At 67.1% G+C, this 26,078-nt stretch carries 25 protein-coding genes (1 of these 25 cut by a window edge); 6 read left to right on the plus strand and 19 right to left on the minus strand.

Annotated features, from left to right (window positions below; all coding sequences use genetic code 11):
- The 6 genes from QY917_RS12670 to QY917_RS12695 form a co-directional block, all read right to left on the minus strand.
- A protein-coding gene (locus QY917_RS12670) for a benzoate/H(+) symporter BenE family transporter (protein WP_123675588.1) crosses the window boundary here: on the minus strand, nt 1-217 show its beginning. 977 nt of this gene lie to the left of the window's left edge; the window shows 217 of its 1,194 coding nt (coding positions 1-217); it begins with the start codon at nt 215-217; its stop codon lies off the left edge, out of view.
- Nucleotides 218-336: 119 nt separating this feature from the next.
- On the minus strand, nt 337-2,205 hold the full coding sequence (locus QY917_RS12675) for a potassium transporter Kup (protein WP_123675563.1): 1,869 nt from the start codon (nt 2,203-2,205) through the stop codon (nt 337-339).
- A 140-nt stretch (nt 2,206-2,345) separates the two neighbouring features.
- The gene (gene gshA / locus QY917_RS12680) at nt 2,346-3,641 is read right to left on the minus strand and encodes a glutamate--cysteine ligase (RefSeq protein WP_011806996.1); all 1,296 of its coding nucleotides are present in this window, start codon (nt 3,639-3,641) and stop codon (nt 2,346-2,348) included.
- 64 nt (nt 3,642-3,705) lie between these two features.
- Entirely contained in the window at nt 3,706-5,172 is a 1,467-nt protein-coding gene (locus tag QY917_RS12685) for a TrkH family potassium uptake protein (protein ID WP_103738455.1), read from the minus strand.
- Nucleotides 5,173-5,187: 15 nt separating this feature from the next.
- Complete coding sequence (gene trkA / locus QY917_RS12690) at nt 5,188-6,642, minus strand: Trk system potassium transporter TrkA (RefSeq protein WP_088888197.1); 1,455 nt, start codon at nt 6,640-6,642, stop codon at nt 5,188-5,190.
- Nucleotides 6,643-6,706: 64 nt separating this feature from the next.
- Nucleotides 6,707-7,987 carry a glutamate-5-semialdehyde dehydrogenase gene (locus QY917_RS12695; RefSeq protein ID WP_088888196.1) on the minus strand — a complete coding sequence of 427 codons (1,281 nt, stop codon included), beginning with the start codon at nt 7,985-7,987 and terminating at the stop codon, nt 6,707-6,709.
- 90 nt (nt 7,988-8,077) lie between these two features.
- Here QY917_RS12695 and QY917_RS12700 point away from each other — a divergent pair, with 90 nt between their 5' ends.
- Nucleotides 8,078-8,362 carry a hypothetical protein gene (locus QY917_RS12700; protein WP_123675562.1) on the plus strand — a complete coding sequence of 95 codons (285 nt, stop codon included), beginning with the start codon at nt 8,078-8,080 and terminating at the stop codon, nt 8,360-8,362.
- A 66-nt stretch (nt 8,363-8,428) separates the two neighbouring features.
- Here QY917_RS12700 and holA read toward each other — a convergent pair whose 3' ends face one another.
- The 3 genes from holA to leuS all read right to left on the minus strand — a co-directional run bounded on the left by holA (nt 8,429) and on the right by leuS (nt 12,804).
- Nucleotides 8,429-9,475 (minus strand): DNA polymerase III subunit delta, encoded by a 1,047-nt coding sequence (gene holA / locus QY917_RS12705; protein WP_011807001.1) that lies wholly within the window; start codon nt 9,473-9,475, stop codon nt 8,429-8,431.
- A 73-nt stretch (nt 9,476-9,548) separates the two neighbouring features.
- The gene (gene lptE / locus QY917_RS12710; RefSeq protein ID WP_011807002.1) at nt 9,549-10,058 is read right to left on the minus strand and encodes an LPS assembly lipoprotein LptE; all 510 of its coding nucleotides are present in this window, start codon (nt 10,056-10,058) and stop codon (nt 9,549-9,551) included.
- Between the two features lie 13 nt (nt 10,059-10,071).
- Complete coding sequence (gene leuS / locus QY917_RS12715) at nt 10,072-12,804, minus strand: leucine--tRNA ligase (RefSeq protein ID WP_123675561.1); 2,733 nt, start codon at nt 12,802-12,804, stop codon at nt 10,072-10,074.
- A gap of 143 nt (nt 12,805-12,947) precedes the next feature.
- On the opposite strand from leuS, the gene QY917_RS12720 reads away from it, so the two are divergent.
- Nucleotides 12,948-14,228, plus strand: a complete 1,281-nt coding sequence (locus tag QY917_RS12720; RefSeq protein WP_123675560.1) for a mechanosensitive ion channel family protein — start codon at nt 12,948-12,950, stop codon at nt 14,226-14,228.
- Between the two features lie 84 nt (nt 14,229-14,312).
- Here the strand turns inward: QY917_RS12720 and QY917_RS12725 are convergent, their stop codons facing one another.
- The 4 genes from QY917_RS12725 to QY917_RS12740 all read right to left on the minus strand — a co-directional run bounded on the left by QY917_RS12725 (nt 14,313) and on the right by QY917_RS12740 (nt 16,884).
- Nucleotides 14,313-14,753 carry a biopolymer transporter ExbD gene (locus QY917_RS12725; protein WP_123675559.1) on the minus strand — a complete coding sequence of 147 codons (441 nt, stop codon included), beginning with the start codon at nt 14,751-14,753 and terminating at the stop codon, nt 14,313-14,315.
- A 14-nt stretch (nt 14,754-14,767) separates the two neighbouring features.
- Complete coding sequence (locus QY917_RS12730; RefSeq protein WP_011807006.1) at nt 14,768-15,427, minus strand: MotA/TolQ/ExbB proton channel family protein; 660 nt, start codon at nt 15,425-15,427, stop codon at nt 14,768-14,770.
- Between the two features lie 7 nt (nt 15,428-15,434).
- A complete protein-coding gene (gene dapB, locus QY917_RS12735; protein ID WP_123675558.1) occupies nt 15,435-16,256 on the minus strand; it encodes a 4-hydroxy-tetrahydrodipicolinate reductase in 822 nt (273 codons plus the stop codon).
- Between the two features lie 76 nt (nt 16,257-16,332).
- On the minus strand, nt 16,333-16,884 hold the full coding sequence (locus QY917_RS12740) for an outer membrane protein assembly factor BamE (RefSeq protein WP_123675557.1): 552 nt from the start codon (nt 16,882-16,884) through the stop codon (nt 16,333-16,335).
- Between the two features lie 101 nt (nt 16,885-16,985).
- Between QY917_RS12740 and fur the strand changes: the two genes are divergently transcribed.
- The gene (gene fur, locus QY917_RS12745; protein ID WP_015914510.1) at nt 16,986-17,402 is read left to right on the plus strand and encodes a ferric iron uptake transcriptional regulator; all 417 of its coding nucleotides are present in this window, start codon (nt 16,986-16,988) and stop codon (nt 17,400-17,402) included.
- 13 nt (nt 17,403-17,415) lie between these two features.
- Here fur and hprK read toward each other — a convergent pair whose 3' ends face one another.
- The 3 genes from hprK to raiA form a co-directional block, all read right to left on the minus strand.
- Complete coding sequence (hprK, locus tag QY917_RS12750) at nt 17,416-18,372, minus strand: HPr(Ser) kinase/phosphatase (protein ID WP_011807010.1); 957 nt, start codon at nt 18,370-18,372, stop codon at nt 17,416-17,418.
- Between the two features lie 21 nt (nt 18,373-18,393).
- A complete protein-coding gene (locus tag QY917_RS12755; RefSeq protein WP_011807011.1) occupies nt 18,394-18,861 on the minus strand; it encodes a PTS sugar transporter subunit IIA in 468 nt (155 codons plus the stop codon).
- Between the two features lie 133 nt (nt 18,862-18,994).
- Nucleotides 18,995-19,348: a ribosome-associated translation inhibitor RaiA gene (raiA, locus tag QY917_RS12760; RefSeq protein WP_011807012.1), complete on the minus strand. Its 354-nt coding sequence runs from the start codon at nt 19,346-19,348 to the stop codon at nt 18,995-18,997.
- Nucleotides 19,349-19,717: 369 nt separating this feature from the next.
- On the opposite strand from raiA, the gene QY917_RS12765 reads away from it, so the two are divergent.
- Nucleotides 19,718-20,638 (plus strand): phosphoribosylaminoimidazolesuccinocarboxamide synthase, encoded by a 921-nt coding sequence (locus QY917_RS12765; protein WP_011807013.1) that lies wholly within the window; start codon nt 19,718-19,720, stop codon nt 20,636-20,638.
- Nucleotides 20,639-20,691: 53 nt separating this feature from the next.
- Here the strand turns inward: QY917_RS12765 and QY917_RS12770 are convergent, their stop codons facing one another.
- From QY917_RS12770 to trxA, 3 genes are all read right to left on the minus strand, one after another.
- Nucleotides 20,692-22,800 (minus strand): TonB-dependent siderophore receptor, encoded by a 2,109-nt coding sequence (locus QY917_RS12770; RefSeq protein WP_011807014.1) that lies wholly within the window; start codon nt 22,798-22,800, stop codon nt 20,692-20,694.
- Nucleotides 22,801-23,013: 213 nt separating this feature from the next.
- Nucleotides 23,014-23,856, minus strand: a complete 843-nt coding sequence (locus QY917_RS12775) for an META domain-containing protein (protein ID WP_123675556.1) — start codon at nt 23,854-23,856, stop codon at nt 23,014-23,016.
- Between the two features lie 23 nt (nt 23,857-23,879).
- On the minus strand, nt 23,880-24,788 hold the full coding sequence (gene trxA / locus QY917_RS12780) for a thioredoxin (protein ID WP_103738465.1): 909 nt from the start codon (nt 24,786-24,788) through the stop codon (nt 23,880-23,882).
- Between the two features lie 183 nt (nt 24,789-24,971).
- Between trxA and QY917_RS12785 the strand changes: the two genes are divergently transcribed.
- Both QY917_RS12785 and QY917_RS12790 read left to right on the plus strand, forming a co-directional pair.
- Entirely contained in the window at nt 24,972-25,553 is a 582-nt protein-coding gene (locus tag QY917_RS12785) for a DJ-1/PfpI family protein (RefSeq protein WP_011807017.1), read from the plus strand.
- Nucleotides 25,554-25,688: 135 nt separating this feature from the next.
- Complete coding sequence (locus QY917_RS12790; protein ID WP_015914516.1) at nt 25,689-26,030, plus strand: ribbon-helix-helix domain-containing protein; 342 nt, start codon at nt 25,689-25,691, stop codon at nt 26,028-26,030.
- Nucleotides 26,031-26,078 lie beyond the last annotated feature (48 nt).

Consider the following 26,078-nt stretch of genomic DNA (forward strand, 5'->3'; position numbering starts at 1 on the left):
CCACCATGACCGGCTGGCGCAGGATGAGCGAGGGAATCAGCGAGCACAGCCCCATGCCCAGGCCCAGCGCCCACATCCAGGAGGTGATCTGCTCGGGCGTCGCCCCGAACGCCTGCGCCGCCTGGAACACGATGGCGACCGAACTGGTGAACCCTACCAGCACAGCCACGAAACCGGCGGTGAAGGCGGACAGGCTCAGGTCTTTGAAAAACTGCATGGCGGCGGATTGTGGCATTGCTCTTTGCGCAACCACTGTCCTGCTTCATCAAAATATATAGCTGCTCGCGCTTGCCAGCTAAGCGCCGGAGGCGAAAATCTTACAAACCCGCAGCCCCCTCAGATCTCGACCTTGGAGCCCAACTCCACGACGGCGTTGCTGGGCAGGTGCAGGAAAGCCGCCACCCCGCTGGCGTTGTGGTGCATCTGCGCAAACAGCTTTTCGCGCCACGGCGCCATGCCGCTGCCGATGGTAGGCACGACCACGTCGCGCGAGAGGAAATAGCTGGTGCTCATGGTTTCCAGTTCGCAGCCGCGGCCGTGCATCAGGCGCAGCGCGCTGGGCAGGTCCAGTTCATTCTTGAAACCGTAGTTCACGGTGACCTGCCAGCAGTCGCCTCCCAACGGCGCCACCTGCAGGCGCTGGTCCAGGCCGATCCAGGGGGTCTCGTGGTAACGCACGGTGACGAACAGGTTCTGGCGGTGCAGCACCTTGTTGTGCTTGAGGTTGTGCAGCAGTGCATTGGGCACCACGCCCGCCTCGGCGCTCAGGAACACCGCCGTGCCGTCCACGCGCATGGGCGGGTTGGCCTGCACCGAGGCCAGGAAGTCCTGCAGGCCTATGGAGTCCTCTCGCAGCTTGTCGTTGAGCAACTCGCGTCCGCGCTTCCAGGTCATCATGAGCGTGAACACCAGCCCCCCGATCATCAGCGGGAACCAGCCCCCTTGCAGCAGCTTGAGCAGGTTGGAGCTGAAGAATGCCAGGTCCACGACAAAGAAGAAGCCCGTGGTGGCCACGCACAGCGCCAGCGGATAGCCCCAGCCGTAGCGGATCACGAAGAAGGTGAGCACCGTGGTGATCAGCATGTCCAGCGTCACCGCGATGCCATAGGCGGCCGCCAGGTTGCTGCTGTTGCGGAACATGACCACCGCCAACACGATGGCGACGAACAGGCTCCAGTTCACGAACGGCAAGTAGATCTGGCCTGTCTCGCGCACGCTGGTGTGCTGGATGTTCAGCCGCGGCAGGTAGCCCAGCTGGATGACCTGCTTGGTCACGCTGAACGCGCCGGTGATCAGAGCCTGCGACGCAATCACCGTGGCCATGGTGGCCAGCACCACCAGCGGCACCAGCGCCCAGTCGGGCGCCATCATGTAAAACGGGTTCTTGACGGCGGATGGCTCGGACAGCAGCAGCGCGCCCTGGCCGAAGTAGTTGATCGTGAGGGCCGGCATGGCCACGCTGAACCACGCCAGGCGAATGGGGCGCTTGCCGAAATGTCCCAGGTCGGCGTACAGCGCCTCTGCGCCGGTGACGCACAGCACCACCGCGCCCAGGATGATGAAGCTGATGCCCGGGTTGCCCAGGATGAAGCCCAGTGCATGGTGCGGGCTCAGGGCGCCGAGGATCTCCGGATGGCCCACGATGTGCGGCACGCCCAGGGCTGCGATCGTAGAAAACCAGACCAGCGTCACCGGACCGAAGTAGCGGCCCACCCCCGCCGTGCCGCGCTTTTGCACGGCGAACAGCCCGAACAGCACCACGAGCGTGAGCGGAATCACCGCCTTGCCGAAATGCGGCGACACCACCTCCAGGCCCTCGATGGCCGAAAGCACGGAGATCGCCGGCGTGATCACGCCGTCGCCATAGAACAGGGACGTGCCGAAGATGCCCAGGCCCAGCAGCCAGCCGCGCAGGCGCGGCCGGTCCTTCACCGCCTGCGACGCCAGCGCCAGCATGGCGATGAGGCCGCCTTCGCCATGGTTGTCCGCGCGCAGCACCAGCACCACGTATTTGAGCGAGACGATCACGGTGAGCGTCCAGAACAGCACGGACAGCACGCCGTACACGTTGGCATGCGTGAAAGGCACATGGCCGGAGCCGAAGACCTCTTTGACCGCATACAGCACGCTGGTGCCGATGTCGCCATAGACGACGCCGATCGCGCCCAGGGTGAGCGCTGCTAACGACGATTTGGAGGTTTGCACGGTGAACAGGTCCGGGCTGCTGCCTCAGCGGCCACGGGGGATGCCAAAGGAGCGCCATTGTGCGCCGCCCCCGCTCCGGGCACATACGGGGTACCGCCTATGTTGCAATGCAGCAACTGCAGGGCGGCACATCCGGCACATCAGTCGTACACCTCGGCCTCGGGGTCCGTGGCCTCCAGCTCGTAGCTGGCCGCGAGCATCGCCAAGCGGGCGATGACCCCATACATATAAAAGCGGTTGGGGGCACTGGCGCCCGGACGCGCACCGGGCTGCGGCAGATGGGTACTGTGCTCGAACGCCAGCGGCACGAAACTCGCGCCGGGGATGTTCAGGTTCTCATCCACGCCGCGTTCGGCATGCATGCGGTAGAACCCCCCGACCACGTAGCGGTCCATCATGTAGACCACTGGCTCGGCCACCGCTTCGTGCACGCGCTCCTGGGTGAGCACACCCTCCTGCACGATCACGTCATGCACGACCTGGCCGTCCTTGATCACGGCCATCTTGTTCTTGGTCTTGCGATTCAGCCCGTCCAGTTCCTTGGCATCGCGCACCGTCATGATGCCCATGCCGTAGGTGCCGTTGTCGGCCTTCACGACCACGAACGGCTTTTCGTTGATGCCGTATTCCTTGTACTTGCGACGCACCTTGGCCAGCGTGGCGTCCACGGCGCTGCGCAGCTCCTCCATGCCCGTGCCTTCGTTGAAGTCCACGCCTTCGCAGCGGCTGAACAGCGGATTGATGAGCCAGGGATCGATGCCCAGCATCTTGCCAAAGCGCTTGGCCACCTCCTCGTAGCTCTGGAAGTGGCGGCTCTTCCTGCGCACGCTCCAGCCCGCATGCAGCGGCGGCAGCAGGTACTGCTCGTACAGCTCCTCCAGAATGCCCGGCGGGCCGGCCGACAGGTCGTTGTTGAGCAAGATGGTGCAGGGGTCGAAGTTCTTCAGCCCCAGGCGGCGCTTGCTGCGGATCACCGGCTCCAGCGTCACGGTCTCGCCATGGGGCAGCGTGATGGTGGTGGTCTTCTTGATCTCGGGGCTGATGGAGCCCACGCGCACGTTCAACCCGGCCATGTTGAAGATGCGCACCAGCTGCGCCACGTTCGCCAGGTAGAAGGTGTTGCGCGAATGGTTCTCGGGAATGATCAAGAGGTTGCGCGCTTCGGGGCAGATCTTTTCGATGGCCGCCATGGCCGCCTGCACCGCCAGCGGCAGCATTTCATTGGTGAGGTTGTTCCAGCCGCCCGGGAACAGGTTGGTGTCCACCGGCGCCAGCTTGAACCCCGCGTTGCGGATGTCCACCGACGAGTAGAACGGCGGCGTGTGTTCCATCCACTCCAGACGGAACCAGCGCTCGATGGCTGGCATGGAGTCGAGGATGCGCTGCTCCAACTCGTTGATTGGCCCGGTGAGCGCGGTGATGAGGTGGGGAACCATGAAGAGCCCTCAAATGGGAGACGGAAAGAGGTTGGCGACGATTGTAGGGAAGGCCCCGTGCGCCCTAGCGCCGCCAGAATGCGGGCGTGAGCAGGGCCATGAAGCTCAGGATCTCCAGGCGTCCCAGCAGCATGGCCAGCGTACAGACCCACAGCTGGAAGTCGGTGAGCACCGCGAAGTTGGAGGCCGGCCCCAGCATTCCCAGCCCCGGCCCCATGCAGTGCACGCTGGCCAGCACGGCCGAGAACGCGGTCACCATGTCCAGGTCGGTCAGCAGCAGCACCATGCTCAGCGTGATCACTGTGGCGCCGTAGACCAGCATGAAGGCCAGCACCGAGAAGATCATGCGGTTGTCCACCACGCGGTCGCCCAGGCGCACGGGCTGCACCGCACGCGGGTGCACGATGCGCGTCATCTCGCGGCGCGCCTGCTTCAGCAGGATCAGCATGCGCACCATCTTGATGCCGCCGCCCGTGGACCCGGCGCTGGTGGCCACACCCGACAGCAGCAGCATGAACACCGGCGCGAACACCGGCCAGCCCAGGTAGTCGGTGGTGGCAAAGCCCGTGGTCGTGGCCACCGACACCACGTTGAACATGCCGTGGCGCAGCGCCTGCAGCGGGTCGTACACGCCCTTGGCCCACAGCAGCAACGCCACCAACAGCCCGCCGCCCAGCAGCGCGGTGATCGTGGCGCGCATCTCGGGGTCGCGCCAGAAGCCCCGCCAGTTGCCCTTGCGCAGCGCGATGAAGTACAGCGCGAAGTTGCAGCTGGCGCACAGCATGAAAACCAGGGCGATGGTTTCCAGCAGCGGCGACTCGAAGTAGGCAAAGCTCGCATCGTGGGGCGACAGTCCGCCCAGGCTGACGGTGGCGAACATATGCATGATCGCGTCCGGCGGCGTCATGCCGCCCAGCCAGAACGCGAGCGCGCACACCAGCGAGAACACCACGTACACGCCCCACAGCCCCTTGGCCGTCTCGGTCATGCGCGGGGTGAGCTTGGTGTCTTTCACCGGGCCCGCAGCCTCGGCCTTGAAGAGCTGGCTGCCGCCCACCCCCAGCAGCGGCAGCACCGCCACCGCAAGAATCAGGATGCCCATGCCGCCGATCCACTGCATGAACGTGCGCCACATGTTCACCGACAGGGGGAGCCGATCCAGCTCGGCCAGCACCGTGGCGCCGGTGGTGGTGAGGCCCGACACCGATTCGAAGTAGGCATGCGTGAACGACAGCGGCCGGCCGATGGCGTGCATCACTAGCAGCAGCGGCAGCGCCGCGAACAGCGGCAGGATCCCCCACACCACCGACACCAGCATCACGCCGTGGCGCGGCAGCAGCTCGCGCTTGTGCGCGCGCAGGCCGCCCCACAGCAGCGCGCTGGCCATGGATGTGACGGCGATGGCCGTGGCGTAGTGCTGCCACAGGCCCTCCCGCGCCCAGAGCGACGCCGCCAGCGGCACCCCCATGGACACGGCAAACAGTGCCAGCAAGGCACCGAGTACGCGCATGACGGGCAGGACGTCGGACATCGCGGCTCCTGCCGATCAGAAGAAGGTGGCGCTCACGCGGAACTGCTTTTCCACCTCGCGCACCAGCCGCTTGTGGGGCAGGAAGAACACCACGTGGTCGTTGCTCTCGATCACGGTGTGGCTGCGCGGAATGATGACCTGGGGCGGTGCGTCGGCCGGCGGCTCGCCACCGTCCTCGGGCAGACCGCGCACGATCAGGCCCATGTGCACCTCGGCGGGCAGGTGGATCTCGCTGACCTTGCGGCCCACCACGCGCGAATTCTTGCGGTCGCCGCGGGCCACGATCTCCAGCGCCTCGGCCACGCCGCGGCGCAGGCTGTGCACGGCCTGCACGTCGCCGCGCCGCACATAGGCCAGCAGCTCGCCCAGCATGGCCTGCGCGGGCGACAGCGCAATATCGATCTGCGTGCCATGCATCAGGTCGGCATAGGTGCGGCGGTTGATGAGCGCCAGCACGCGGCTCGCGCCCATGCGCTTGGCCAGCAGGCTGGCCATGATGTTGTCCTCGTCGTCGTCGGTGAGCGCGAGGAAGAGGTCCACCTCCTCGATGCTCTCGTCGCCCAGCAGGTCCTCGTCGGTGGCGTCGCCCTGCAGCACGAGGATGTCGGAGGGCAACTCGGCCGCCAGCGCCACGCAGCGCTCGGCACTTTCTTCCACCACCTTGATGTGAAAGCCCCCCCGCTGGGCCAACTGGCGCGCCAGCCGCAGGCCCACGCGCCCGCCGCCTGCAATCATGATGCGGCGCACGGGCCGCGCCGGGTGCCCATGGTGGCGGTGCAGCGCGGCCAGCACCTGCGGGATCTGCTCGCGCGCGGACAGCACGAACACCTCGTCACCCGGCTCCACGCGCGTGGCGCCGTCGCAGGGCAGGAAGCGGTCGGGCTCGTCGGGAAAGCGCCGGTAGATGGCCACGATGCGCATGGCAACGTCGGGCGCGGTTTCGCGCATGGTGGCGATGCGCATGCCCACCATGGGAGCGCCGGGGCGCGCGCGCACCGACACCAGGCAGGCGCGCCCGCCCGCGAATTCGCGCACCTGCAGCGCCTCGGGGTATTCCACCAGCTTGCCGATGTAGCGCGTGAGCGATTCCTCGGGACAGATGACGCGGTCCACGCCAAAGCCCTCCTTGCCCAGCAGCGCCTGGTTGCGCTCCAGTTCCAGGCCCGACGAGCGCACGCGCGCGATGCGCGTGGGGATGTTGAACATCAGCTGCGCGACCTTGCAGCACACCAGGTTGGTCTCGTCCTGCGCGGCGCAGGCGATCAGCAGGTCGGTGTCGCGCGCGCCGGCCTCGGCCAGCACCTGGGGGTCGATGCCGTTGCCCACTACCCCGCGCAGGTCAAACCGCGCCTCCAGGTCGCGCAGCCGCTCGGCGTCGGTGTCGATGACGGTGATGTCGTTCTTCTCCGACACCAGGCTGTCGGCCACGCTGTAGCCCACGCGCCCCGCTCCCAGGATGATGATCTTCATGCGCAATTGGCCTCAATCCCAATGTTGACGGGCGCCAGCAGCTATCAAACTAGCAGCAACCCCATCAAGTCCGCACCTCACCCTCACCCAACACCACCCACTTGAGCGACGTCAGGCCCTCGATGCCTACCGGGCCGCGCGCGTGGAACTTGTCGGTACTGATGCCGATCTCGGCGCCCAGCCCGTACTCGAAGCCGTCGGCAAAGCGCGTGCTGGCATTGACCATCACGCTGGCGGAATCCACGTCGCGCAGGAACTGCTGGGCGTGCATGTGGTCGCGCGTGAGGATCGCGTCGGTGTGGTGGCTGCCGTAGCGGTTGATGTGCGCGATGGCCTCATCCACGCCTGCCACCACCTTCACGCTGATGATGGGGGCCAGGTACTCCTCGCTCCAGTCGGCCTCGGTGGCCTCGGCCAGCTGCACGCCCGGAACGGCGCGCAATATGGCCAGCGCCTCGGGGCAGCCGCGCATCTCCACGCCCTTGGCGGCGTAGACGGCGCCGATCTGCGGCAGGAACTCGGCCGCCACGCCGCGCGCCACCAGCAGGCCCTCGCTGGCGTTGCACGGGCTGTACTTCTGGGTCTTGGCGTTGTCGGCCACCTGCACGGCCATGGCGATGTCGCAGGGGTCGTCCACATAAGTGTGGCAATTGCCGTCCAGGTGCTTGATCACGGGCACCTTGGCCTCGGCGCTGATGCGCTCGATCAGCCCCTTGCCGCCGCGCGGGATGATCACGTCCACGTATTGCGGCATGGCGATGAGCTGGCCCACGGCGGCGCGGTCGGTGGTCTGCACCAGTTGCACGCCGTGCTCGGGCAGGCCGGCCTCGGCCAGCGCCTGGGCCACGAGGCGCGCCAGCGCCTTGTTGGAGTCGATGGCCTCGGAGCCGCCGCGCAGGATGCAGGCGTTGCCGCTCTTGATGGACAGGCTCGCGGCCTCGATGGTCACGTTGGGCCGGCTCTCGTAGATCATGCCGAACACGCCGATCGGCACCCGCATCTGTCCCACGCGGATGCCGCTGGGCTGCTGCTTCATGCCCTGGATCTCGCCAATGATGTCCGGCATGGCCGCCAGCTGCTCGCAGCCCTGGGCGCAGGTCTCCAGCACCTTGGGGGTCAGCTTGAGGCGGTCCACCATGGGCTCAGCCAGGCCGGCGGCGCGGGCGCGCTCCAGGTCGCGGGCGTTGTCCCCCTGCAGGGCGTCCACGTTCTGGCGCAGCAACCGCGCCAGGGCCAGCAATGCCTTGTTTTTGATAGCTGCCGGCGCGCGCGCCATTTGGGCGGAGGCCGTTTTTGCCTGCAAACCAAGCGTGTGCGTGTATTCAGCGATGTTCAGCGCGTTCATGGGCGTGATTCTGACGCAGTTCACCGCCGCCACGCTGGCCGGGGGACTCCGGCTACGCTTGAGGCCTTTGCCACCCTCCGTGCCCTCGCCATGACCGCCGAACTCGCCACCCACCAGCTCGACAACCTGCAGGCCGACCTGCACGCCCTGCGCGAGCAGCGCATCAGCAACCACGCCTTCAGCGCCGCCGCGCGCGGCCACGCCGTGCTGCTGGCCGCCCTGCCCCCGCGCTATGGCGAGGTGCTGCTGGGGCTGTTGGACCGGCTGGAGGCCGGCGCGCTGTTCACCGAGGAGAGCTGCTCCTTCAGCCACCAGGCCCTGGTGGACCAGCTGCAGCAGTGGGCGGACAAGGCGCGTGCGGCGCTGGTCGCCTAAAGCTCCTGAATCAATAGCTACTAGCGCTTATCTCATAAGCGCCAGAGCCATATTTTCCTTGCAATCTCAGCGCGCCAGCTTGCACATCTGCAGCGCCAGCCGCGAGAGCGCCTGCCAGCCGTCCTGTGGCCAGTCGGGCGCCTTCAGGCCCTTGACGATGCCGTCCACCGTGTGGGCGGACTGCAGCAGCCGCGCCAGGGCGGCGTCGCTGGCCTGGGGCAGCAGGCGCTCGAACAACCGCTCCTTCGCGCCCCAGACGCGGTTCTCGCGCAGGGCCATGGGCAGGGGCTTGCCGGCGTTCATGGCGTCTTTCACGCGCTTGAGGGCGCGGATGTCCTCGGCCAGCGCCCAGTGCACCAGCACCTCGGCCTCGCCCTCGGCCTGCAGGCCGTCCAGCATGCGCTGCACGCGCGCCACCTGGCCGGAAAGCACCGCCTCGGACAGCTTGAACACGTCGTAGCGCGCCACGTTGAGCACGGCCGCTTCGACCTGCGCCCAGGTGAGTTCCCCCTCGGGGTGCAGCAGCGCGAGTTTCTGGATCTCCTGGTGCGCGGCCAGCAGGTTGCCCTCCACCCGGTCGGCGAAGAACTGCAGCGTGCGCTGCCCCTCTTCGCCCGCGACCACGCGCTGGCCTTGCGCGGCCAGGCGCTGGGCGATCCAGCCGGGCAGCTGGGCGCGCTCCACGGGGTCGATCTGCACCGTGGCGCCGTGCGCTTCGAGTGCCGCGAACCACGCGCCCGTGCGCGTGGCCTTGTCCAGGCGCGGCAGCACCACCACGGTGAGCGTGCTGTCGTTGCCCGGCGCGGCGGCAGCCATCTGCTGCAGCGCGGCGGCGCCGTCCTTGCCGGGCTTGCCCGAGGGGATGCGGATCTCCACGATCTGCTTGTCGGCGAACAGGCTCAACGACCCGCCCGCGGCCAGCACACCGCTCCAGTCGAAATGCGCGCCGGCCACGGTGAAGCTGCTGCGCTCGGTATAGCCCTGCGCACGTGCCGCGGCGCGGATGGCGTCCAGCGCCTCCTGCTGCAACAGCGCCTCGTCGCCGTGCAGCGTGTAGAGCGGGCGCAGGCCTTTGTGCAGCTGCGCACCGAGCTGGTTCAAAGCGATTTGCATGCGGCCTGTTCTAGTAACAAATATGCCGCTAGCGCCCGTGCAGCAAGCGCAAACAGCTATTAAATAAGGAGCGTTACAGCGATTTCACTGCCGCCAGGCGGCGCATCAGCTGCTGCACGAGGTCGGTGCGCATGTTGCGAAACAGCATCGCCTCCTCGCCTTCCTTGGAAAGGGCGACGGTTTCGTTGTAGCTGATGTCGCGCTGTTGCAGCAGCTCGGTGTCGGCGATCCATTCCTGGCCTTGCTGGCCGCGCAGGCGGATGCGCACGCGCTGGCGCAGCTGCAGCTCGCGCACCTGGCCCGAGGCGTTCAGGCCCACCACCACGCGCTCCTGCTGCTCGGACAGCACGTCCAGGATCGCCTCGGCCTGGGGCAGCTGCGCGGGCGCCGTCAGCACCACGAGGTCCCCGCCCGCCCCCTGCAGCGTGCGGATCAGCTCGCGTGCCAGCGGCGAGCCGGGCTGCGCCTGCACGTACAGGGACCGGAAGGCGAACTGCGGCGCGCCGCGCAGGCGAAAGCCGCAGGCGGTGAGGGCGGCCAGCGGCGCCAGTGCCGCGGCGGTGAGCAGGGTGCGCTTGTGCATGGCGGGAGGGCTCTCAGACGACGACGTTGACCAGGCGGCCGGGCACGATGATGACCTTCTTGGGCGCCTTGCCCTCGGCGAACTTCTGGAAGTCCTCGCTCGCCAGGGCGGCCTGCTCGATGGCAGCCTTGTCGGCCGAGGCGGCCACGCGGATCGCGCCGCGCAGCTTGCCGTTGACCTGCAGCATCAGCTCCAGCTCGTCCTGCACCAGGGCATCGGGGGCCACCTGGGGCCAGGCGGCGTCCAGCAGGTCGCCCAGGGCGCCGGCGTAACCCAGCTCGTCCCACAGCACATGGGCGATGTGCGGCGTGGCCGGGTACAGCACGCGCAGCAGGATGCCGAAGCCCTCGATCAGCGCCACCTGGGCGCCGGCGCTGTCCGTGGCCTTGAAGTCCTCCAGCGCGTTGATCATCTTCATGGCGCCGGAGACCACGGTGTTGTACTGCATGCGCTGGTAGTCGTAGTCCACCTGCTTGAGCACGGTGTGGATCTCCAGGCGCAGCGCCTTGGCTTCCTTGCCGAACTGCACGTCCTTCAGGCTGGCGGCGCCCGCCACGCTGGCCAGGGCCGCGTCCTTGTCAATGGCGGAGAGCTTCACGCCGAAGTTCCACACGCGGCGCAGGAAGCGGTAGCTGCCTTCCACGGCGGCGTCGTTCCACTCCAGCGTCAGCTCGGGCGGCGCGGTGAACATGGTGTACAGGCGCGCGGTGTCGGCGCCGTACTTCTCGATGAGCTGCTGCGGGTCCACGCCGTTGTTCTTGGACTTGGACATCGTGCCCACGCCCTCGTAGTCGATGGGCGTGCCCACGGGCAGCAGGCCGTCGCCGCTCTCGGCGGGGTTCTTGAGCTTGGCGCCAACGATCTTGCCGGCCTCGTCGTAGACGTGCTCGACGTCGTGCGGCCAGAAGTAGTCCTTGGCGCCCTTGGCCGTGCGGCGGCTGTAGATGTGGTTCAGCACCATGCCTTGCGTGAGCAGCTTGGTGAAGGGCTCGTCCACCTTCACCAGCCCCAGGTCACGCATCACCTTGGTCCAGAAGCGCGCATACAGCAGGTGCAGGATGGCGTGTTCGATGCCGCCGATGTACTGGTCCATGCCGCTGCCGCCGGTGGCGGCCTTCTGGTCGCGCATCCAGTAGTCGGTGCCGCCCGCCACCATAGCGTCGCGGCTCTTCGGGTCGCAGTAGCGCATGAAGTACCAGGACGAGTCCACGAAGGTGTCCATGGTGTCGGTCTCGCGGCGCGCGGGCTTGCCGCAGCAGGGGCAGTCCACCTTCAGGAAGGCCTCGCACTTGGCCAGCGGGTTGCCGCTGCCGTCGGGCACCAGGTCCTGTGGCAGCACCACGGGCAGGTCCTTCTCGGGCACGGGCACGGCGCCGCAGCTCTCGCAGTGGATGATGGGGATCGGCGTGCCCCAGTAGCGCTGGCGGCTGATGCCCCAGTCGCGCAGGCGCCAGGTGGTCTTGAGCTCGCCCAGGCCCTTCTCGGCCAGCGCGTGGGCCACGGCGGCCACGGCGTCCTGGTACGACAGACCGCTGAAGTTGTCGGAATTGATGGTGACGCCGCGCTCCTTGTCACCGTACCAGTCCTGCCACTGGTGGAAGTCGAAGGTCTCGCCGTCCACCAGCACCACTTGCTTGATGGGCAACTGGTACTTGAGCGCGAAGGCAAAGTCGCGCTCGTCGTGCGCGGGCACACCCATCACGGCGCCGTCGCCGTAGCTCATGAGCACGTAGTTGCCCACCCACACCTCGACCTGCTCGCCGGTGAGCGGGTGGGTGACGAACAGGCCCGTGGGCATGCCCTCTTTTTCCTTCAGGGCCAGCTCGGCCTCGGTCGTGCCGCCCTTCTTGCATTCCTCGATGAAGGCCGCCAGCGGGGCGTTGGACGCCGCGGCGTGCTGGGCCAGCGGGTGCTCGGGCGCGACGGCGCAGAACGTCACGCCCATGATGGTGTCGGCGCGCGTGGTGAACACGTACAGCTTGCCGTCCTGGATCCGCTCGCCCGCGGCGTTGCGGATGTCGTGCGGGAACGCAAAGCGCACGCCCGCCGACTTGCCGATCCAGTTCTCCTGCATCAGCCGCACCTTGTCGGGCCAGCCGGTCAGCGTGGCCTTCTCGTTGCCGATCTGGACATGGTCCAGCAGCTCCTGCGCGTAGTCGGTGATCTTCAGGTAGTAGCCGGGGATCTCGCGCTTTTCCACCAGCGCGCCGGTGCGCCAGCCGCGCCCGTCGATCACCTGCTCGTTGGCCAGCACGGTCTGGTCCACCGGGTCCCAGTTCACGACCTGGGTCTTGCGGTAGGCGATGCCCTTGTCCAGCATCTTCAAAAACAGCCACTGGTTCCATTTGTAGTAGTCGGGGTCGCAGGTGGCGACCTCGCGGCTCCAGTCGATGGCCAGCCCCATCGCCTGCATCTGCTTCTTCATGTAGGCGATGTTGTCGTAGGTCCACTGCGCGGGCGGCACGCCGTTCTTGAGGGCGGCGTTCTCGGCCGGCAGGCCGAAGGCATCCCAGCCCATGGGCATGAGGACGTTGTGGCCCTTCATGCGCAGGCTGCGCGTGAGCATGTCATTGATGGTGTAGTTGCGCACATGGCCCATGTGCAGCTTGCCGCTGGGGTAGGGCAGCATGGAGCAGGCATAGAACTTGGGCTTGGCCTGGTCCTCGGTCACGCGGTAGGCGTCGTTGGCATTCCAGTGGGCATGCGCGGCGCGCTCCACCTCGGTGTGGTTGTATTTGTCTTGCATGGAAGCTGGGAAAAGGGGAACCGCGCACCTGCGCAGTGGTCACAATGGGCTGTACTGCGCCCAATTCTAGGCGTTCATCCCCCCATCCCCTGCATGGCCGCCCCGCCTGGGCCGGCCGTTTCCTGCATTTCTGGAAAGTTGTCTTGCCTGTGTCCGTGCCCCCGCTGATTGCCGATCTGGATCCTTGGCTGCAGGCCGCCCTGGGCCTGTGCGGCCTGGTGCTGCTGGCCTTCGCCCTCCAGTCCGTCGCCCAATACGTGCTGCTGAACACCGTGCCGCGCCTGCGCGAACGCGTGGGCGCGCGCTGGGCGCGGGTGTTCTGGCACGACCAGGTGTTGCGGCGTCTGGCGCATGTGGCACCGTCGCTCGTCATCCAGGCAGGCATCGGCGCCGTGCCCCATGTGCACCCCGTGGCGGCCGCAGTGATCGGCAACGTGGCCGTGGCGCTCACCGTGCTGCAGCTGGTGCGGACGCTGATCGCGCTGCTGGACGCCGTGCTGCACGAGCATGAGCAGGCCCCGGACGGCGTGCCCACGGCCACGCGCTCGATCAAGAGCTATGTGCAGCTGGGCAAGCTGCTGCTGGCGCTGGTGGGCACCATCGTCATCGTGGCGGCGCTGGTGGACCGCTCGCCACTGATCCTGCTGTCCGGCCTGGGCGCCATGTCGGCGGTGCTGATGCTGGTGTTCAAGGACACCATCCTCTCGTTCACTGCCGGCGTGCAGCTGTCGTCCAACGACATGCTGCGCGTGGGCGACTGGATCGAGATGCCCCAGGTGGGCGCGGACGGCTTCGTGGTGGACATCGCGCTGCACACCGTGAAGGTGCAGAACTGGGACAAGACCATCACCACCATCCCCACCTGGCGGCTGATGAGCGAGAGCTTCAAGAACTGGCGCGGCATGTTCAGCTCGGGCGGGCGGCGCATCCGCCGCGCGTTGCGGCTGGACACGAACTCGGTCCGCTTTCTCACCGAGGCGGAGATCGAGCACCTGTCGCGCATCGCGCTCCTGCGCCCCTACCTGGAAGGCAAGCTGCGCGACGTGCAGCAGACCAACGCCGCCCTGCAGGCGCAGCTGGGTGCACAGGCGCTGGAGCCCGCCAACCAGCGCCGCCTGACCAACATTGGCACCTTTCGCGCCTACTGCGAAGCCTATGTGCGCGCGCACCCGCGCATCCACCAGCAGATGCTGCTCATCGTGCGCACGCTGGAGCCCACGGCCGAGGGGGTGCCGCTGGAGCTGTACTGCTTCACGGCCACCACCGCCTGGGTGGAGTACGAAGCCATCCAGGGCGACATCTTCGACCACCTGATCGCCGTGCTGCCGGAGTTCGGCCTGCACCTGTTCCAGAGCCCCACGGGCAACGACATCCGCGCGGGACTGCGCCAGCGCGCCCCAACAGCCATGGCCGCGTTGCCATAAAAATAAGAGCTGCCAGCGCTTGCCAGCTGGCGTTTTCAGCTACTTTTCTACCGCAAACACCCGCACATCAAGCGCGAGCAGCTCCTATTTTTGAGTACCTTGCACGGCCCCATCGGTGGGCTGCGTGACGAAACCAATGCGCTGCAGGCCCGCCGCATGGGCAGCCCCCATCACCTCCACCACGCGGCCGTAGGGCACGGCGGTATCGGCGCGCAGTTGCACCTCGGTGTCCGGCGCCTCGGCGGCGATCTGGCGCAGGCGCTGCGCCAGCGCATCGGCGCCCAGGGGCTCATCGTCCAGGTAGGCCTGGCCGGCGGTGTCCACCACCAGCATCACGGCATGCGCGGGCGTGCCCGGTTGCGCGCCTTCGGCGCGCGGCAGCTGCAGCCGGATGCTGCTGGCCAGCAGCGGCGCGGTCAGGATGAAGATCACCACCAGCACCAGCATCACGTCCACCAGCGGTGTGACGTTGATCTCGCTCATGGGCTGCGGGCCCGGGGTGCGCTCCAGTCGGCCGAATGCCATGGCGTTTACCGGCCCTAGTCGGCGGCGTTGGTGTCGATGACCAGCTCGCGCAGGTCGCGGGCAAAGCCTTCGAGGTCGGCCTCGATGCGGCCGATGACACGCCCGAACCAGTTGTAGGCCAGCACAGCGGGAATCGCCACCGTGAGTCCGGCGGCGGTCATGATGAGCGCTTCGCCCACCGGGCCGGCGACGCGCTCGATGCTGATCTGCCCCGCGCCGGCCATGGCCGTGAGCGCATGGTAGATGCCCCACACCGTGCCCAGCAGCCCCACGAACGGCGCCGTGGAGCCCACGGTGGCCAACAGCACCTGGCCGAACTGCAGCTTGCCCAGCACGCCATGCAGCGCATCGCGCAACACGCGCGTGAGCCGCTGCGACAGGCCGCCCTGCCCGGCCAGCGTGGCCGCACCGGCCTGCTCCACCTGCTGCGCGGCACGCACCAGCGGCAGCACCAGCCCTTCACGGTCAAAGGCGGGCAGCCGCTCGGCCGCCGCGGCCAGCGACGGCGCCTGCCAGAACGCGGCCGTGCTGCGCGGCACGTCCACATGGGCGCGCCGCATCAGGCGCAGCTTCCAGAAAATCACCACCCAGCTGGCGACCGACATGGCCAGCAGCAGCAGCGCCGACGCCTGCGTGACCGCATCACCCTGACGCAACCAGTGCAGGCTGTCCATGGGCAGGTTACTTGAGGTTCAGCACGTCGAACATGTCGAACAGGCCCGCGCGCTGCGTGGCCAGGAAGCCCACCGCGCGCAGGCTGCCCTGGGCGTAGCCGGCGCGGCTGCTGGACTTGTGCGAGATCTCCACCCGCTCACCCGTCCCGGCGAACAGCACCGTGTGGTCGCCCACGATGTCGCCGCCGCGCACGGTGGCAAAGCCAATGGTGTCTGCCTTGCGCTCGCCCGTGTGGCCGTAGCGCTCGTACACGGCACGGTCGGCGAGCCGCGTGCCCTGCGCCTCGGCAATCACTTCGCCCATCTTCAGCGCCGTGCCCGAGGGGGCGTCCACCTTGTGCTTGTGGTGCGCCTCGATGATCTCGATGTCATAGCCCGTGCGCAACGCCTGCGCGGCCATCTGCAGCAGCTTGAGCGTGACGTTCACGCCCACGCTCATGTTGGGCGCGAACACGATGCCCACCTTCTGCGCGGCGGCCTCGATCTGCGCCTTCTGCGCATCGGAAAAGCCCGTGGTGCCGATGACCATCTGCACGCCGAGTTCCGCGCACACGGCCATGTGGGCCAGCGTGCCCTCGGGGCGCGTGAAGTCGATCAGCACGTCGGCGTCCTTGAGCCCCTCGCGCAGGTCAGCGGTGATGACCACACCGCTCGCGCGCCCCAAAAACGCGGCGGCGTCCGTGCCCACGGCGGGGTTGCCGGGCTGGTCCAGCGCACCGGCCAGCACGCAGCCGTCGCTCGCCTGAATCGCCTCGATGAGCATGCGGCCCATGCGGCCAGAAGCGCCGGCCACGGCCACGCGGCGGGGAGCGGAGGAGGAAGAGGTCATGTCAGTTCGCAATCCAAACAGGGGGCGGTTCTGCTGCGTCCAGAGCGACGCGCTGCAGCGGGCGCACCGGCCGCGTTCAACGGCGCGGAGATTCCAGCGGCGGATAGCTCGTGGCGGGCGGCAGAGCGGGCGCGGCGGCCGGCTCGGCGGCCGGCTCCGCCTTGGGAAAGCGCGCGAGCTGCGCCTCGGTGGCCTCAAGCTGCGGCACCTTGGGCTTGGACACCTTGGTGGAGAGCGAGGCCACGAACTCGGCCTCGGTGGGCATCTCGTCGCCTTCGACACGCTCCATCACGTTGTCCTTGAAGAACACGGTGAGCTTGCGCGTCTGCACCTCGACATCGGGGCGCTTGAGGGTGAAGACGTATTCCCAGCGGTCGGAGTGGAACACGCTCACCATGAGGGGTGTGCCCAGGATCTCACGCACCTGCTGGCGGCCCATGCCAGGCTGCAACATCTGCACCTGCTCGCGCGAGATGAAGTTGCCCTGCACCACGTCCACCTTGTAGGGCGTGACCATGCCGGCCAGGCGACTGCCGGTGCCCGCGCAGCCGGCCATCCCGGCACCAATCAACACAATGGCGCCCCAGCGGGCGCCCCAACGGGCGGGTGCAAACATGGGTTTATGCATAGGGGATATGATCCGGCCCATTGTAGCGGCTGGATCTTCTGGGCCTTGCGCGCAAGCCGCCGGTATCCATGGTTTCGCCCTGGCACACGAAAGACCTTGTCATGACGAACATCGACGAACTCAAAAGCACCGGACTCAAGGCCACGCTGCCCCGGCTGAAGATCCTGGAGATCTTCCAGAAGGGCGCCCAGCGCCACATGACAGCCGAAGACGTATTCCGCGTGCTGCTGGACGAGCGCTCCGACATCGGGCTGGCCACCGTGTACCGCGTGCTCACGCAGTTCGAGCAGGCCGGCATTCTGATCCGCAGCAATTTCGAGAGCGGCAAGGCCGTTTACGAACTGAACGAGGGCCAGCACCACGACCACTTCGTCTGCACCGCCTGCGGCAAGGTCGAGGAGTTCTACGACCCCGAGATCGAAAAGCGCCAGAACCTGATCGCCCAGGCCAAGGGCTGGGTGGTGCACGACCACGCCATGGCGCTCTACGGCCAGTGCGCTAATTGCGCGAAGAAATAAGCGCCCGGCGCCCTCAGGAGGCGCCGCCCCGCTCCATGGCGCGCCGGTGGCGCTCCACGAACTCCTGATAGGTATCGATGCCGCGCAGTTGCAAGATGGTGTTGCGCACAGCCGCTTCCACCAGCACCGCGATGTTGCGGCCCGCCACCACCTGGATCACCACCTTGAGCACCGGCACGCCCAGTACGTCCTGCGTGAGCGGCTCGTAGGGAAGGCGCTCGTAGTCGCGTTCCAGCGTCTCCTTGCGCACCAGGTGCACGATGAGCTTCAGCCGCATGCGCCGGCGCACGGCCGTTTCGCCGAAGATGGCGCGAATGTCCAGCAGACCGATGCCGCGCACCTCCAGCAGGTTCTGCAGCAACTCGGGGCACTTGCCCTCGATGGTGGTCTGGTTGATGCGGTACAGGTCCACCGCGTCGTCGGCCACCAGGCCATTGCCGCGCGTGATCAGCTCCAGCCCCAGCTCGCTCTTGCCCAGGCCCGACTCGCCCGTGATGAGCACGCCCAGGCCCAGGATGTCCATGAACACGCCGTGCATGGTGGTGCGGTCGGCAAAGTGCTTGGACAGGTAGGCGCGCAGCACATCGATCACGAAGGCCGCGGACTCCTGGGTGGAAAACATGGGGATCTGTGCGCGTTCGCACATGGACACCACCTCGTCCGGCGCGGCCTGGCCGTCGGCCAGCACAAGCACGGGGGGCTCCAGCGTGACGATGCGCGCGATGCGGCGCTTGCAGTCCTCCGGCGTGGCGTTGGTCAGATAGGCAATCTCGCGCTCGCCCAGGACCTGCGCACGGTAGGGATGGATGTAGTTCAGGTAACCCACCAGGTCCGCACCCGAGCGGGCGGCACGCACCGCCACCTCGGCAAAGCGCCGCTCGGACGCGCCCAGGCCCGCCACCCACTCCCATTTCAGGAGGTTGCGGAACTCCTCGAAGAGCACATCCGCGCTGACGACGTTGGGTTTCACGGCGGCGCGATGGCGGTGGCGTCAGGCGCCCTGGGCGGACTGCCAGCCCGCGATCAGCGCATGCAGGCTGGCCGCGTCGGTATGGGTCTTGAGGCGTTCGCGCAAGGCTCCGTCGCTCAGCAGTTCGGCGATTTCCGAGAGGATTTCCAAGTGCTTTTGCGTGGCCGCCTCGGGCACCAGCAGAAAAATCAGCAGCGATACGGGTTGCTCGTCGGGCGCGTCGAAGCCGATCGGCTGCGCCAGTTGGAACACCGCCGCCATGGGCGACTTCAGCCCCTTGATGCGGCCATGGGGAATGGCCACGCCATGGCCCAACCCGGTCGAACCCAGGCGTTCACGCGCAAACAGGCTGTCGGTGATCAAGGCCCGCGACAAACCGTGCTGGCTTTCGAACAACAGGCCCGCCTCCTCAAAGGCACGTTTTTTGCTGGTGGCATCGACGCTCACGAGCACTTGTGCGGGAGGCAGTATGGAAGCAAGTCGATTCATGGTCTGAGCGACGATTATGCACGCCTAGCGGAAACCCTGAGAGTGTATCCACTGGCAACAAAAAACCGCCCTGGCTGGGCGGTTGCGGCACCGCCGGCGCGTTCCGGCGGTACACAAGCCGTCAAGGGACGGTTCAAGCCGTGGCGGCAGCTGCTGCCTGAATGGTGGCGCGGCGTAGGCCGGCCTGGTGGTCCTGCAGACGGTCCTTGTGGCGCACGACCATGCGGTCGAGCTTGTCCATCAATTCGTCCACGGCGGCATACAGGTCGAAATGGGTGCTTTCCACGAACAGGTCATTTCCTTTCACATGCACGGTGCATTCAGCGCGCTGGCGCTTTTCCTTTTCCTTCTGCTTCTCCACGGTCAGTAGCACCTTGACATCCACCACCTGATCGAAGTGGCGGGTAATGCGGTCCAACTTGGACGTCACATAGCTGCGCAAGGCGGGGGTCACTTCAAGGTGATGGCCGCTGATCGTCAAGTTCATAGACAAGTCTCCTGTGACTCACAGTTGAAAAACACCGCCCCTTGCCGGTGCGGGGCGGTCTGCGAACGTGAATGCATTCAGGCCTGGGTTCACTATGCGCCCGCCGCCAGCGCAAATCAATCGTTCCCGCGCATGGCGCAAGGGATATGACAGGAAGGTGTCAAACCGACCGAAACGCATCACAATCGTTGGGTTGCCTCCAGCGCCGACCTGGGGCTCCAGCCTCTCCAACCCGCGTGCCTTGTGGCGGGTGCACGGTGCCCGCACGGGGGCCGCGTCGCTAAAATCCCTTCCTCGCCACCAGCGGGGCGTCTTGCCCCAACGTCCACCGCGCGCCTGCATTGCGCGAGCGCCTTCCGTACGACCGCCATGACCCAGCCCAGCACCTCTGCACTGCACACCTCCGCCCTGACCTCGCTGCCGCTCCTGGCACGCGGCAAGGTGCGCGACAACTACGCCGTGGGGGACGACCGCATCCTGATGGTGGCCAGCGACCGCCTCTCGGCCTTTGACGTGATCATGGGCGAGCCCATCCCCGGCAAGGGCGAGTTGCTCACCCAGATGGCGCTGTTTTGGTTCGGCAAACTGGGACACATCGTGCCCAACCACCTCACGGGCGAGGCGCCCGAGAGCGTGGTCACGCCGGCGGAGGCGCCCCAGGTGCGGGGCCGCTCCATGCTGGTGCAGCGCCTCAAGCCCATCCCCATCGAAGCCGTAGTGCGCGGCTACCTGGCCGGCAGTGGCTGGAAGGAGTACCAGGAATCGCGCTCCGTCTGCGGCGTGCCGCTGCCAGACGGCCTGACCAATGCCGCCAAGCTGCCACAGACCATCTACACGCCCGCCGCCAAGGCCGCCATGGGCGAGCACGATGAGAACATCAGCTTTGAGCGCACCGTGGAGATCGTGGGCCTGGATCTGGCCACCAGGATCCGCGACATCTCCATCCAGCTGTACGAGGCCGCCGCCGCCATCGCGCTGGAAAAGGGCATGATCATTGCCGACACCAAGTTCGAGTTCGGCCTGGCGCCCGACGGCACGCTGGTGCTGATGGACGAGGTGCTCACGCCCGACAGCTCGCGCTACTGGCCCGTGGAGGGCTATGCCGAGGCCCTGGCCAAGGGCGAGAACCCCCCCAGCTACGACAAGCAGTTCGTGCGCGACTGGCTGGAGCAGGCCCAGGTGGGCGGCAAGCCCTGGAACAAGACCGCCCCCGCGCCGCGCCTGCCGCGCGAGGTGGTGGAAAAGACCGCCGCCAAATACCGCGAAGCGCTGGAGCGCCTGACCGCTTGATTGCTTGCGCGACGCCCCTGGCCGGGGATCGGCCGGGGATCGCCAACGCTTGCTCAGAACTGGTGGTTCAGCGAGAGCTGGTAGCTGCGCGGCGCGCCGTAGTAGCCCGCGTAGCGCAGGGTGTTGATGTACTTCTCGTCAGTGATGTTGTTCACATTGAAGCGCAGCGTCGTCTTGGGCTGCAGCTGCCATGCGACGAAGGCGTTGAGCACGGCATAGCTGCCCTGGCGCACGGTGAAGCCGCTGGCTTCCATGTTGGAGATCTTGCTCTGCCACCGGGCGCTGGTGCCAAAGGACAGCGCGGGAAGGCTCGGTAGACGCGCCTTGAGCGCGAGATTGGCCGTATGGCGCGGTACCCAGGCGTAGGTGTCGCCGCCATCCGGGCCGGTCAGCTTCAGGGTGGTATAGCCCGCTGTCAGGTCGATATGGTTGTTGAGCCGGCCCACGGCTTCCAGCTCCACGCCGGTGGACTTCACGTCTTCGGGCGCGTAGACCGCCTGGCCATTCTGGTTATAGGTGCCCGTGGGCGTGGCCAGGCCCGACTGCTTGGCCTGGAACACCGCGACCGAGGTCAGCAGGCGCTTGTCCAGCCAGTCGGCTTTCAGGCCCGCCTCGTAGTTGGTGCCCTTGCTAGGGTCGAGATAGCGGTCGTTCGCATCGGCCTGGCTCTGCGGGAAATACAGGTCGGAGTAGCTCACGTAGCCCAGCACGCTGGGCGTGAACTCGAACGTCAGCCCGGCATAGGGGCTGGTCTTGCTGCGTGAAAGGTCCGAGGCCACGCCATAGCTCGTTCCGTCGCGGCTGTATTGCGCGTGGTTGACTCCCACCACCGCCTTGAGGCGATCCGTCAGCGTGAACCGCATGGTGCCAAATGCGCGCTGCAGTTTCTGGTTCAGCGTGCTTTCGAGGGCCAATGGGCCCCACTGCGGCTCGGGAACAAGGTTACCGGGGTACGGAAAGCCCGGCAGCGCGATGGCGCTGCAGGCACTGGCGCCGCAGTCCGACCCGGCGTATCCATTACCCGTGTACTCGCTCTTGGCCCAGCTCACACCGAACAGCGCCTCGTGCTGCCGTCCCAGCATCTCGAAGCGGCCGTTGACGGTGGCGGTGGCCAGGTGCGCGTCCATCGTGTCTTTGCCGCCCCACGCATAGCCGACCAGGCTGGAGCCCGAGGGAAACGCGTAAAAGAGCTTGCTGTCGTTGTCGATGGCGCGGTAGTTGTAGGCCAGCTTGAGCTGCCAGTCCATGCCGATCTGATGGGCGTATTCCACGAAGGCCGTCTTGGTCGTGGTGTCCCAGCGGGTCCAGTCCTGCGTCGTGGATGCGTTGCGGCCCCATGCGTTCTGGGTGCCATCGGCATTCATGAAGGTCAGGGCGCCCCACATGTTGCCCGTGGAGTCGGACTGCTGATGGGACAGGCCCAACGTCAACAGGCCGTTGTCGCCCACCTGCCCATCCACAACGCCATAGAGGAACGTGCGCTCGCGGTCGAAACTGCGCAGGTGCGAGCCGCCCTCTTCGCGTGCCGCCACGACCCGGCCCGCCCAGCGGCGATCGGCGGTGAGCGGCCGCGAGTAGTCCGCCTCGACGCGCGTGGTCCCCCAGGACCCATAGCTCAGACCCAATGAGCCCTGCTCCTTGTTGGTGGGACGCTTGCGCACGAAGTTGATCGTGCCCGCCGCATTGCCCACGCCGGTCAGCAGCCCGTTGGCGCCGCGGATGACTTCGATCTTTTCGTAGCCGAAGGAATCCATGGCGCCGGTGACGATGCCCCAGTCATTGGGCAGGCCGACGCCGTCGATCTGCGTGTTGGCGATGTCAAAGCCGCGCGCGGTGAACGTGGTGCGGTTGGTCTCCCACTCGTCGACGATGATGCCGGTGCTCAATCGCAGCGCTTCGTTGAGATTGCTGGTGCCGAAATCGCGCATTTGCTCGGTGGTCACGATGCTGATGGATTGCGGCGTTTCCTTGATGTCCAGATCCAGCCCGGTCGCCCCGCTGCTCACCCGGTCCTCGCGCTGCTGGACAATCGTCACCTCCTTCAGCGTAGGCTCGACGGGCGCACTCGCCTGGGCCCATGCGGCGCCCATCAGGGGCGGCTGCACGATCAACGTCATGAGTGCGATGGAGCGCACGACAGGGCGGAGGGGATGGGGGTTCATGGACGACAATTCCCTTGATTTCAACAAATGGGAATCATTATCATCTCTATTTGTAAAAAGCACTGTCGCGCAAATGCCGCGCCTGCCGCGATGCACGCATCAGAACTTCTGTTTTTGTAGCGGCTGGCGCTCACCCACCAAGCGCTAGAGGCCAATTTTCTTCATGCACCCGCATCAACCACGGCGAACGCCGCGGCATGGGTCGCAGCGCACTCACTGGGGTTGCATGGGTGGCTCGTCGTCCTCGGGCCGCGGCGCGCCCCATTCCTCGGCCACGAAGCGCAGCAGGGGCGTGCCGTCCTCGCCGCGCAGCTCCAGCGTCCGGCCTTGCTGCCGGTAATACGCCACCGCGCCCAGGCGCTGGAAGAAGGCCGGCTCTGATCCGCCGCCCGCAAGGCACAGGCGCAGGGATGCGCTCATGCGGGACAGCCGCAGTTGCCCGCCCTCTTGCACGTACTGCCCCACGAAACGGTTGCACCCTCCCGAACCGCTCACACGCCCCGCATCGCGCTGCAGCATCAGATGGGCCGCGGCCTGCCCCTCGGCTGGCGCGTCCACGGGCGCATCGTCCACCACCTCCACGAGTTTCCAATAGGTCTGGCGCAGCGGCACGGATGCGGCCGCCGTGGCTTGCAGCGCTGGCACGCGCGCCAGGATGACGTCCACATGGCGGAAGGCCGGATCGATCAGCACCGGGTGCACGCGGGGTGTGTCCAGCAGCAGGCGCCCCTGCTGCATGACCGCTGCGCGCACCTCGTAGCGGCCTTGGGCGTGGACGTCTGCCTGGCGGTACGGAATGCGCAGCATGTAGGGCAGCGGGCCGGCCGGGTCGATGCGCTGGCGGCCCAGCACCCGCGGCGGATAGTCCTCGCGCGTCACGTCTACAAGCGCTGCCTCGAACAGCGCGTCGGGCGGCACGTAAAGCCGCTCGCGCGAGATCACGGTGCCGGAGATCTGCGCATCGGGGCCCGGGGCCGTGGCGCAGCCGGCAAGCCACGCGGCGGCCAGCAGCAGCGCCGTCCGCCCGGCCGCATGCAACGGCTGCAGTCCCGCCACCGCGCGCCCGCCCCCGGCGTGGGTCAGCTCAGCACCACGCTGGACAAGCGCCGCCGGTAGCTGGCCACCACCGGGTCCTCGGGCGGGATCTGCCCGTCGGCCACCTTGACCTTCGGGGGCTCGATGATCTCCAGCACGGCCACGTAGGCCTTGCGCGCGGCATCGTCGTTCCAGGCCTTGTCGCGCATGAGAATTTCCAGCAGCTCGTCCATGGCCTCCTGCCAGCGCTGCTGGGCCATGAGCCAGCGTGCGCGTGCAAAGCGCGTCTCGAAGTCGCGCTTGTTGGCCGCAATCTTTGCATCAAATTCGGCTCCAGCGCCCGCCCCATAAGCGCTAGAAGCTACGAAATCAAGAGCATCCATCCACGCCTTGAGCGCCCCCAGGCGGCGCGAGACCTCGGCCTTGGCGATGACCGGCGCGAAGGCCACCTTGGCGTCGTCTTCGCGGCCCAGCTGCAGCAGCAGCTTGACGTAGTCAAAGCGCGCGTCGTCGTTGGCCGGGTCGGTGGCGACGGCGTGCTGCAGCTTTTCCAGTGCACCCTCGGTATCGCCCTCGGCGAGCGCATCCAGAGCTTCCTCTTCCTGCTCCTCGGCCTGCAGCTCCTCGGCGCTGGGCACATGCTTGTCCAGGAAGGCGCGCAGTTGGCTCTCGGGTTGGGCGCCCATGAAGCCATCCACGGGCTGGCCATTCATCATCAGCACGCAGGTGGGGATGCTGCGGATGCCGAACATGGCGGCCAGCTGCTGCTCCTGGTCAGAGTCGATCTTGGCCAGGGTGAAGCGGCCAGCGTATTCCACCTCCAGCTTCTCCAGTACCGGGCCCAGCGTCTTGCAGGGGCCGCACCAGGGTGCCCAGAAGTCCACCAGCACGGGCACTTGCATCGAGGCGGCAACCACCTCGGTTTCAAAATTCTCTAGGGTGACGTCGATCATGTGTAGCGGTCCCGGTAGTGCGGCGCACGGCGCCGGTCAATGGTGACGGGGATTCTGCGGCAATTTCGCGCGCCACAGGTACAAGCCCGCAGGGCCCCTTGTAGTAGCGGGTTAATACCTGCCGCACCTGCAGGCTGCCCACAATGGTCTGCACCCCAGCCACCCACAGCAAAGGAGACTCCCATGGCAGGCAAGAAGATTCTGATGATCTGCGGCGACTACTGCGAGGACTACGAGACCATGGTGCCGTTCCAGGCGCTGCAGGCCGTGGGCCACACGGTGCATGCGGTCTGCCCGGGCAAGAAAGCGGGCGACCACATCAAGACGGCCATCCACGACTTCGAGGGCGCACAGACCTACAGCGAGAAACCCGGCCACAACTTCACCCTGAACGCCACGTTTGCGGACGTCCAGGCGCAAAGCTACGACGCGCTGGTGATCCCCGGCGGGCGCGGCCCCGAGTACCTGCGCAACGACGCCGCCGTGTGCACCGCCGTGCGCCATTTCTTCGAGGCGGGCAAGCCTGTGGCCGCCGTGTGCCACGGCGCCCAGCTCCTCGCGGGTGCCGGCGTGCTCAAGGGCCGCACCTGCTCGGCCTACCCCGCCTGCCGCGCCGAAGTGGAACTGGCCGGCGGCCGTTACGCCGACATCCCCGTGGACCAGGCGCACACCGAGGGCAACCTGGTCAGCGCGCCCGCGTGGCCCGCGCATCCCGCGTGGATCGCACAGTTCCTGGCACTGCTGGGCACGCGCATCACGCTCTGAAGGCAAAAAGGGCCGCAGCGCTTACCCATCAAGCGCAAGCAGCTATCACTTTGAAAGCACGCACCTCCTGACTTGACGGCGCCGGCGGAGGGCCGCACCATGGCCCGCCGTCCCCACGCCCGAAGGAGTTCCGCCGTGTGCCAGGTCTTCATCAGCGCCGACCCGCAGCTCTACGCCTACCGCGCCCGCTCCGTGCGGCTGCACGGGGTGGCCACGAGCATCCGGCTGGAGAACCTGTTCTGGCAGGTGCTGCAGGAGATCGCCGCGCGCGACGGCTACAGCGTGGCCCAGCTGTGCACCAAGCTCTACGACGAGCTGGTGGCCGAGCACGGCGCGGTGGACAACTTCACCTCGTTCCTGCGCGTGTGCTGCACGCGCTACCTGGCGCTGCAGCTATCCGGCGAGATTCCGCGCGACGCGCGCGTGCCCGTCCGCTCGATCACGCTGGGCGCCAGCGCCGCCCTGCTGGCGCATTGACCCCCGGGCGCGCGCACAAAAAGTAAAATCGCGGGCTTCACCCCCGGC

This window comes from Diaphorobacter sp. C33 (assembly GCF_030503915.1).
Classification (GTDB): Bacteria; Pseudomonadota; Gammaproteobacteria; order Burkholderiales; family Burkholderiaceae_C; genus Diaphorobacter; species Diaphorobacter nitroreducens.

Excerpts from the sequence above, each read along its gene's own strand:
- gshA (WP_011806996.1), bottom strand. The coding sequence starts at position 3,641 with ATGGTTCCCCACCTCATCACCGCGCTCACCGGGCCAATCAACGAGTTG.
- QY917_RS12685 (WP_103738455.1), bottom strand. The coding sequence starts at position 5,172 with ATGTCCGACGTCCTGCCCGTCATGCGCGTACTCGGTGCCTTGCTGGCA.
- trkA (WP_088888197.1), bottom strand. The coding sequence starts at position 6,642 with ATGAAGATCATCATCCTGGGAGCGGGGCGCGTGGGCTACAGCGTGGCC.
- QY917_RS12695 (WP_088888196.1), bottom strand. The coding sequence starts at position 7,987 with ATGAACGCGCTGAACATCGCTGAATACACGCACACGCTTGGTTTGCAG.
- QY917_RS12700 (WP_123675562.1), top strand. The coding sequence starts at position 8,078 with ATGACCGCCGAACTCGCCACCCACCAGCTCGACAACCTGCAGGCCGAC.
- holA (WP_011807001.1), bottom strand. The coding sequence starts at position 9,475 with ATGCAAATCGCTTTGAACCAGCTCGGTGCGCAGCTGCACAAAGGCCTG.
- lptE (WP_011807002.1), bottom strand. The coding sequence starts at position 10,058 with ATGCACAAGCGCACCCTGCTCACCGCCGCGGCACTGGCGCCGCTGGCC.
- leuS (WP_123675561.1), bottom strand. The coding sequence starts at position 12,804 with ATGCAAGACAAATACAACCACACCGAGGTGGAGCGCGCCGCGCATGCC.
- QY917_RS12725 (WP_123675559.1), bottom strand. The coding sequence starts at position 14,753 with ATGGCATTCGGCCGACTGGAGCGCACCCCGGGCCCGCAGCCCATGAGC.
- QY917_RS12730 (WP_011807006.1), bottom strand. The coding sequence starts at position 15,427 with ATGGACAGCCTGCACTGGTTGCGTCAGGGTGATGCGGTCACGCAGGCG.
- dapB (WP_123675558.1), bottom strand. The coding sequence starts at position 16,256 with ATGACCTCTTCCTCCTCCGCTCCCCGCCGCGTGGCCGTGGCCGGCGCT.
- QY917_RS12740 (WP_123675557.1), bottom strand. The coding sequence starts at position 16,884 with ATGCATAAACCCATGTTTGCACCCGCCCGTTGGGGCGCCCGCTGGGGC.
- fur (WP_015914510.1), top strand. The coding sequence starts at position 16,986 with ATGACGAACATCGACGAACTCAAAAGCACCGGACTCAAGGCCACGCTG.
- QY917_RS12755 (WP_011807011.1), bottom strand. The coding sequence starts at position 18,861 with ATGAATCGACTTGCTTCCATACTGCCTCCCGCACAAGTGCTCGTGAGC.
- raiA (WP_011807012.1), bottom strand. The coding sequence starts at position 19,348 with ATGAACTTGACGATCAGCGGCCATCACCTTGAAGTGACCCCCGCCTTG.
- QY917_RS12765 (WP_011807013.1), top strand. The coding sequence starts at position 19,718 with ATGACCCAGCCCAGCACCTCTGCACTGCACACCTCCGCCCTGACCTCG.
- QY917_RS12770 (WP_011807014.1), bottom strand. The coding sequence starts at position 22,800 with ATGAACCCCCATCCCCTCCGCCCTGTCGTGCGCTCCATCGCACTCATG.
- trxA (WP_103738465.1), bottom strand. The coding sequence starts at position 24,788 with ATGATCGACGTCACCCTAGAGAATTTTGAAACCGAGGTGGTTGCCGCC.
- QY917_RS12785 (WP_011807017.1), top strand. The coding sequence starts at position 24,972 with ATGGCAGGCAAGAAGATTCTGATGATCTGCGGCGACTACTGCGAGGAC.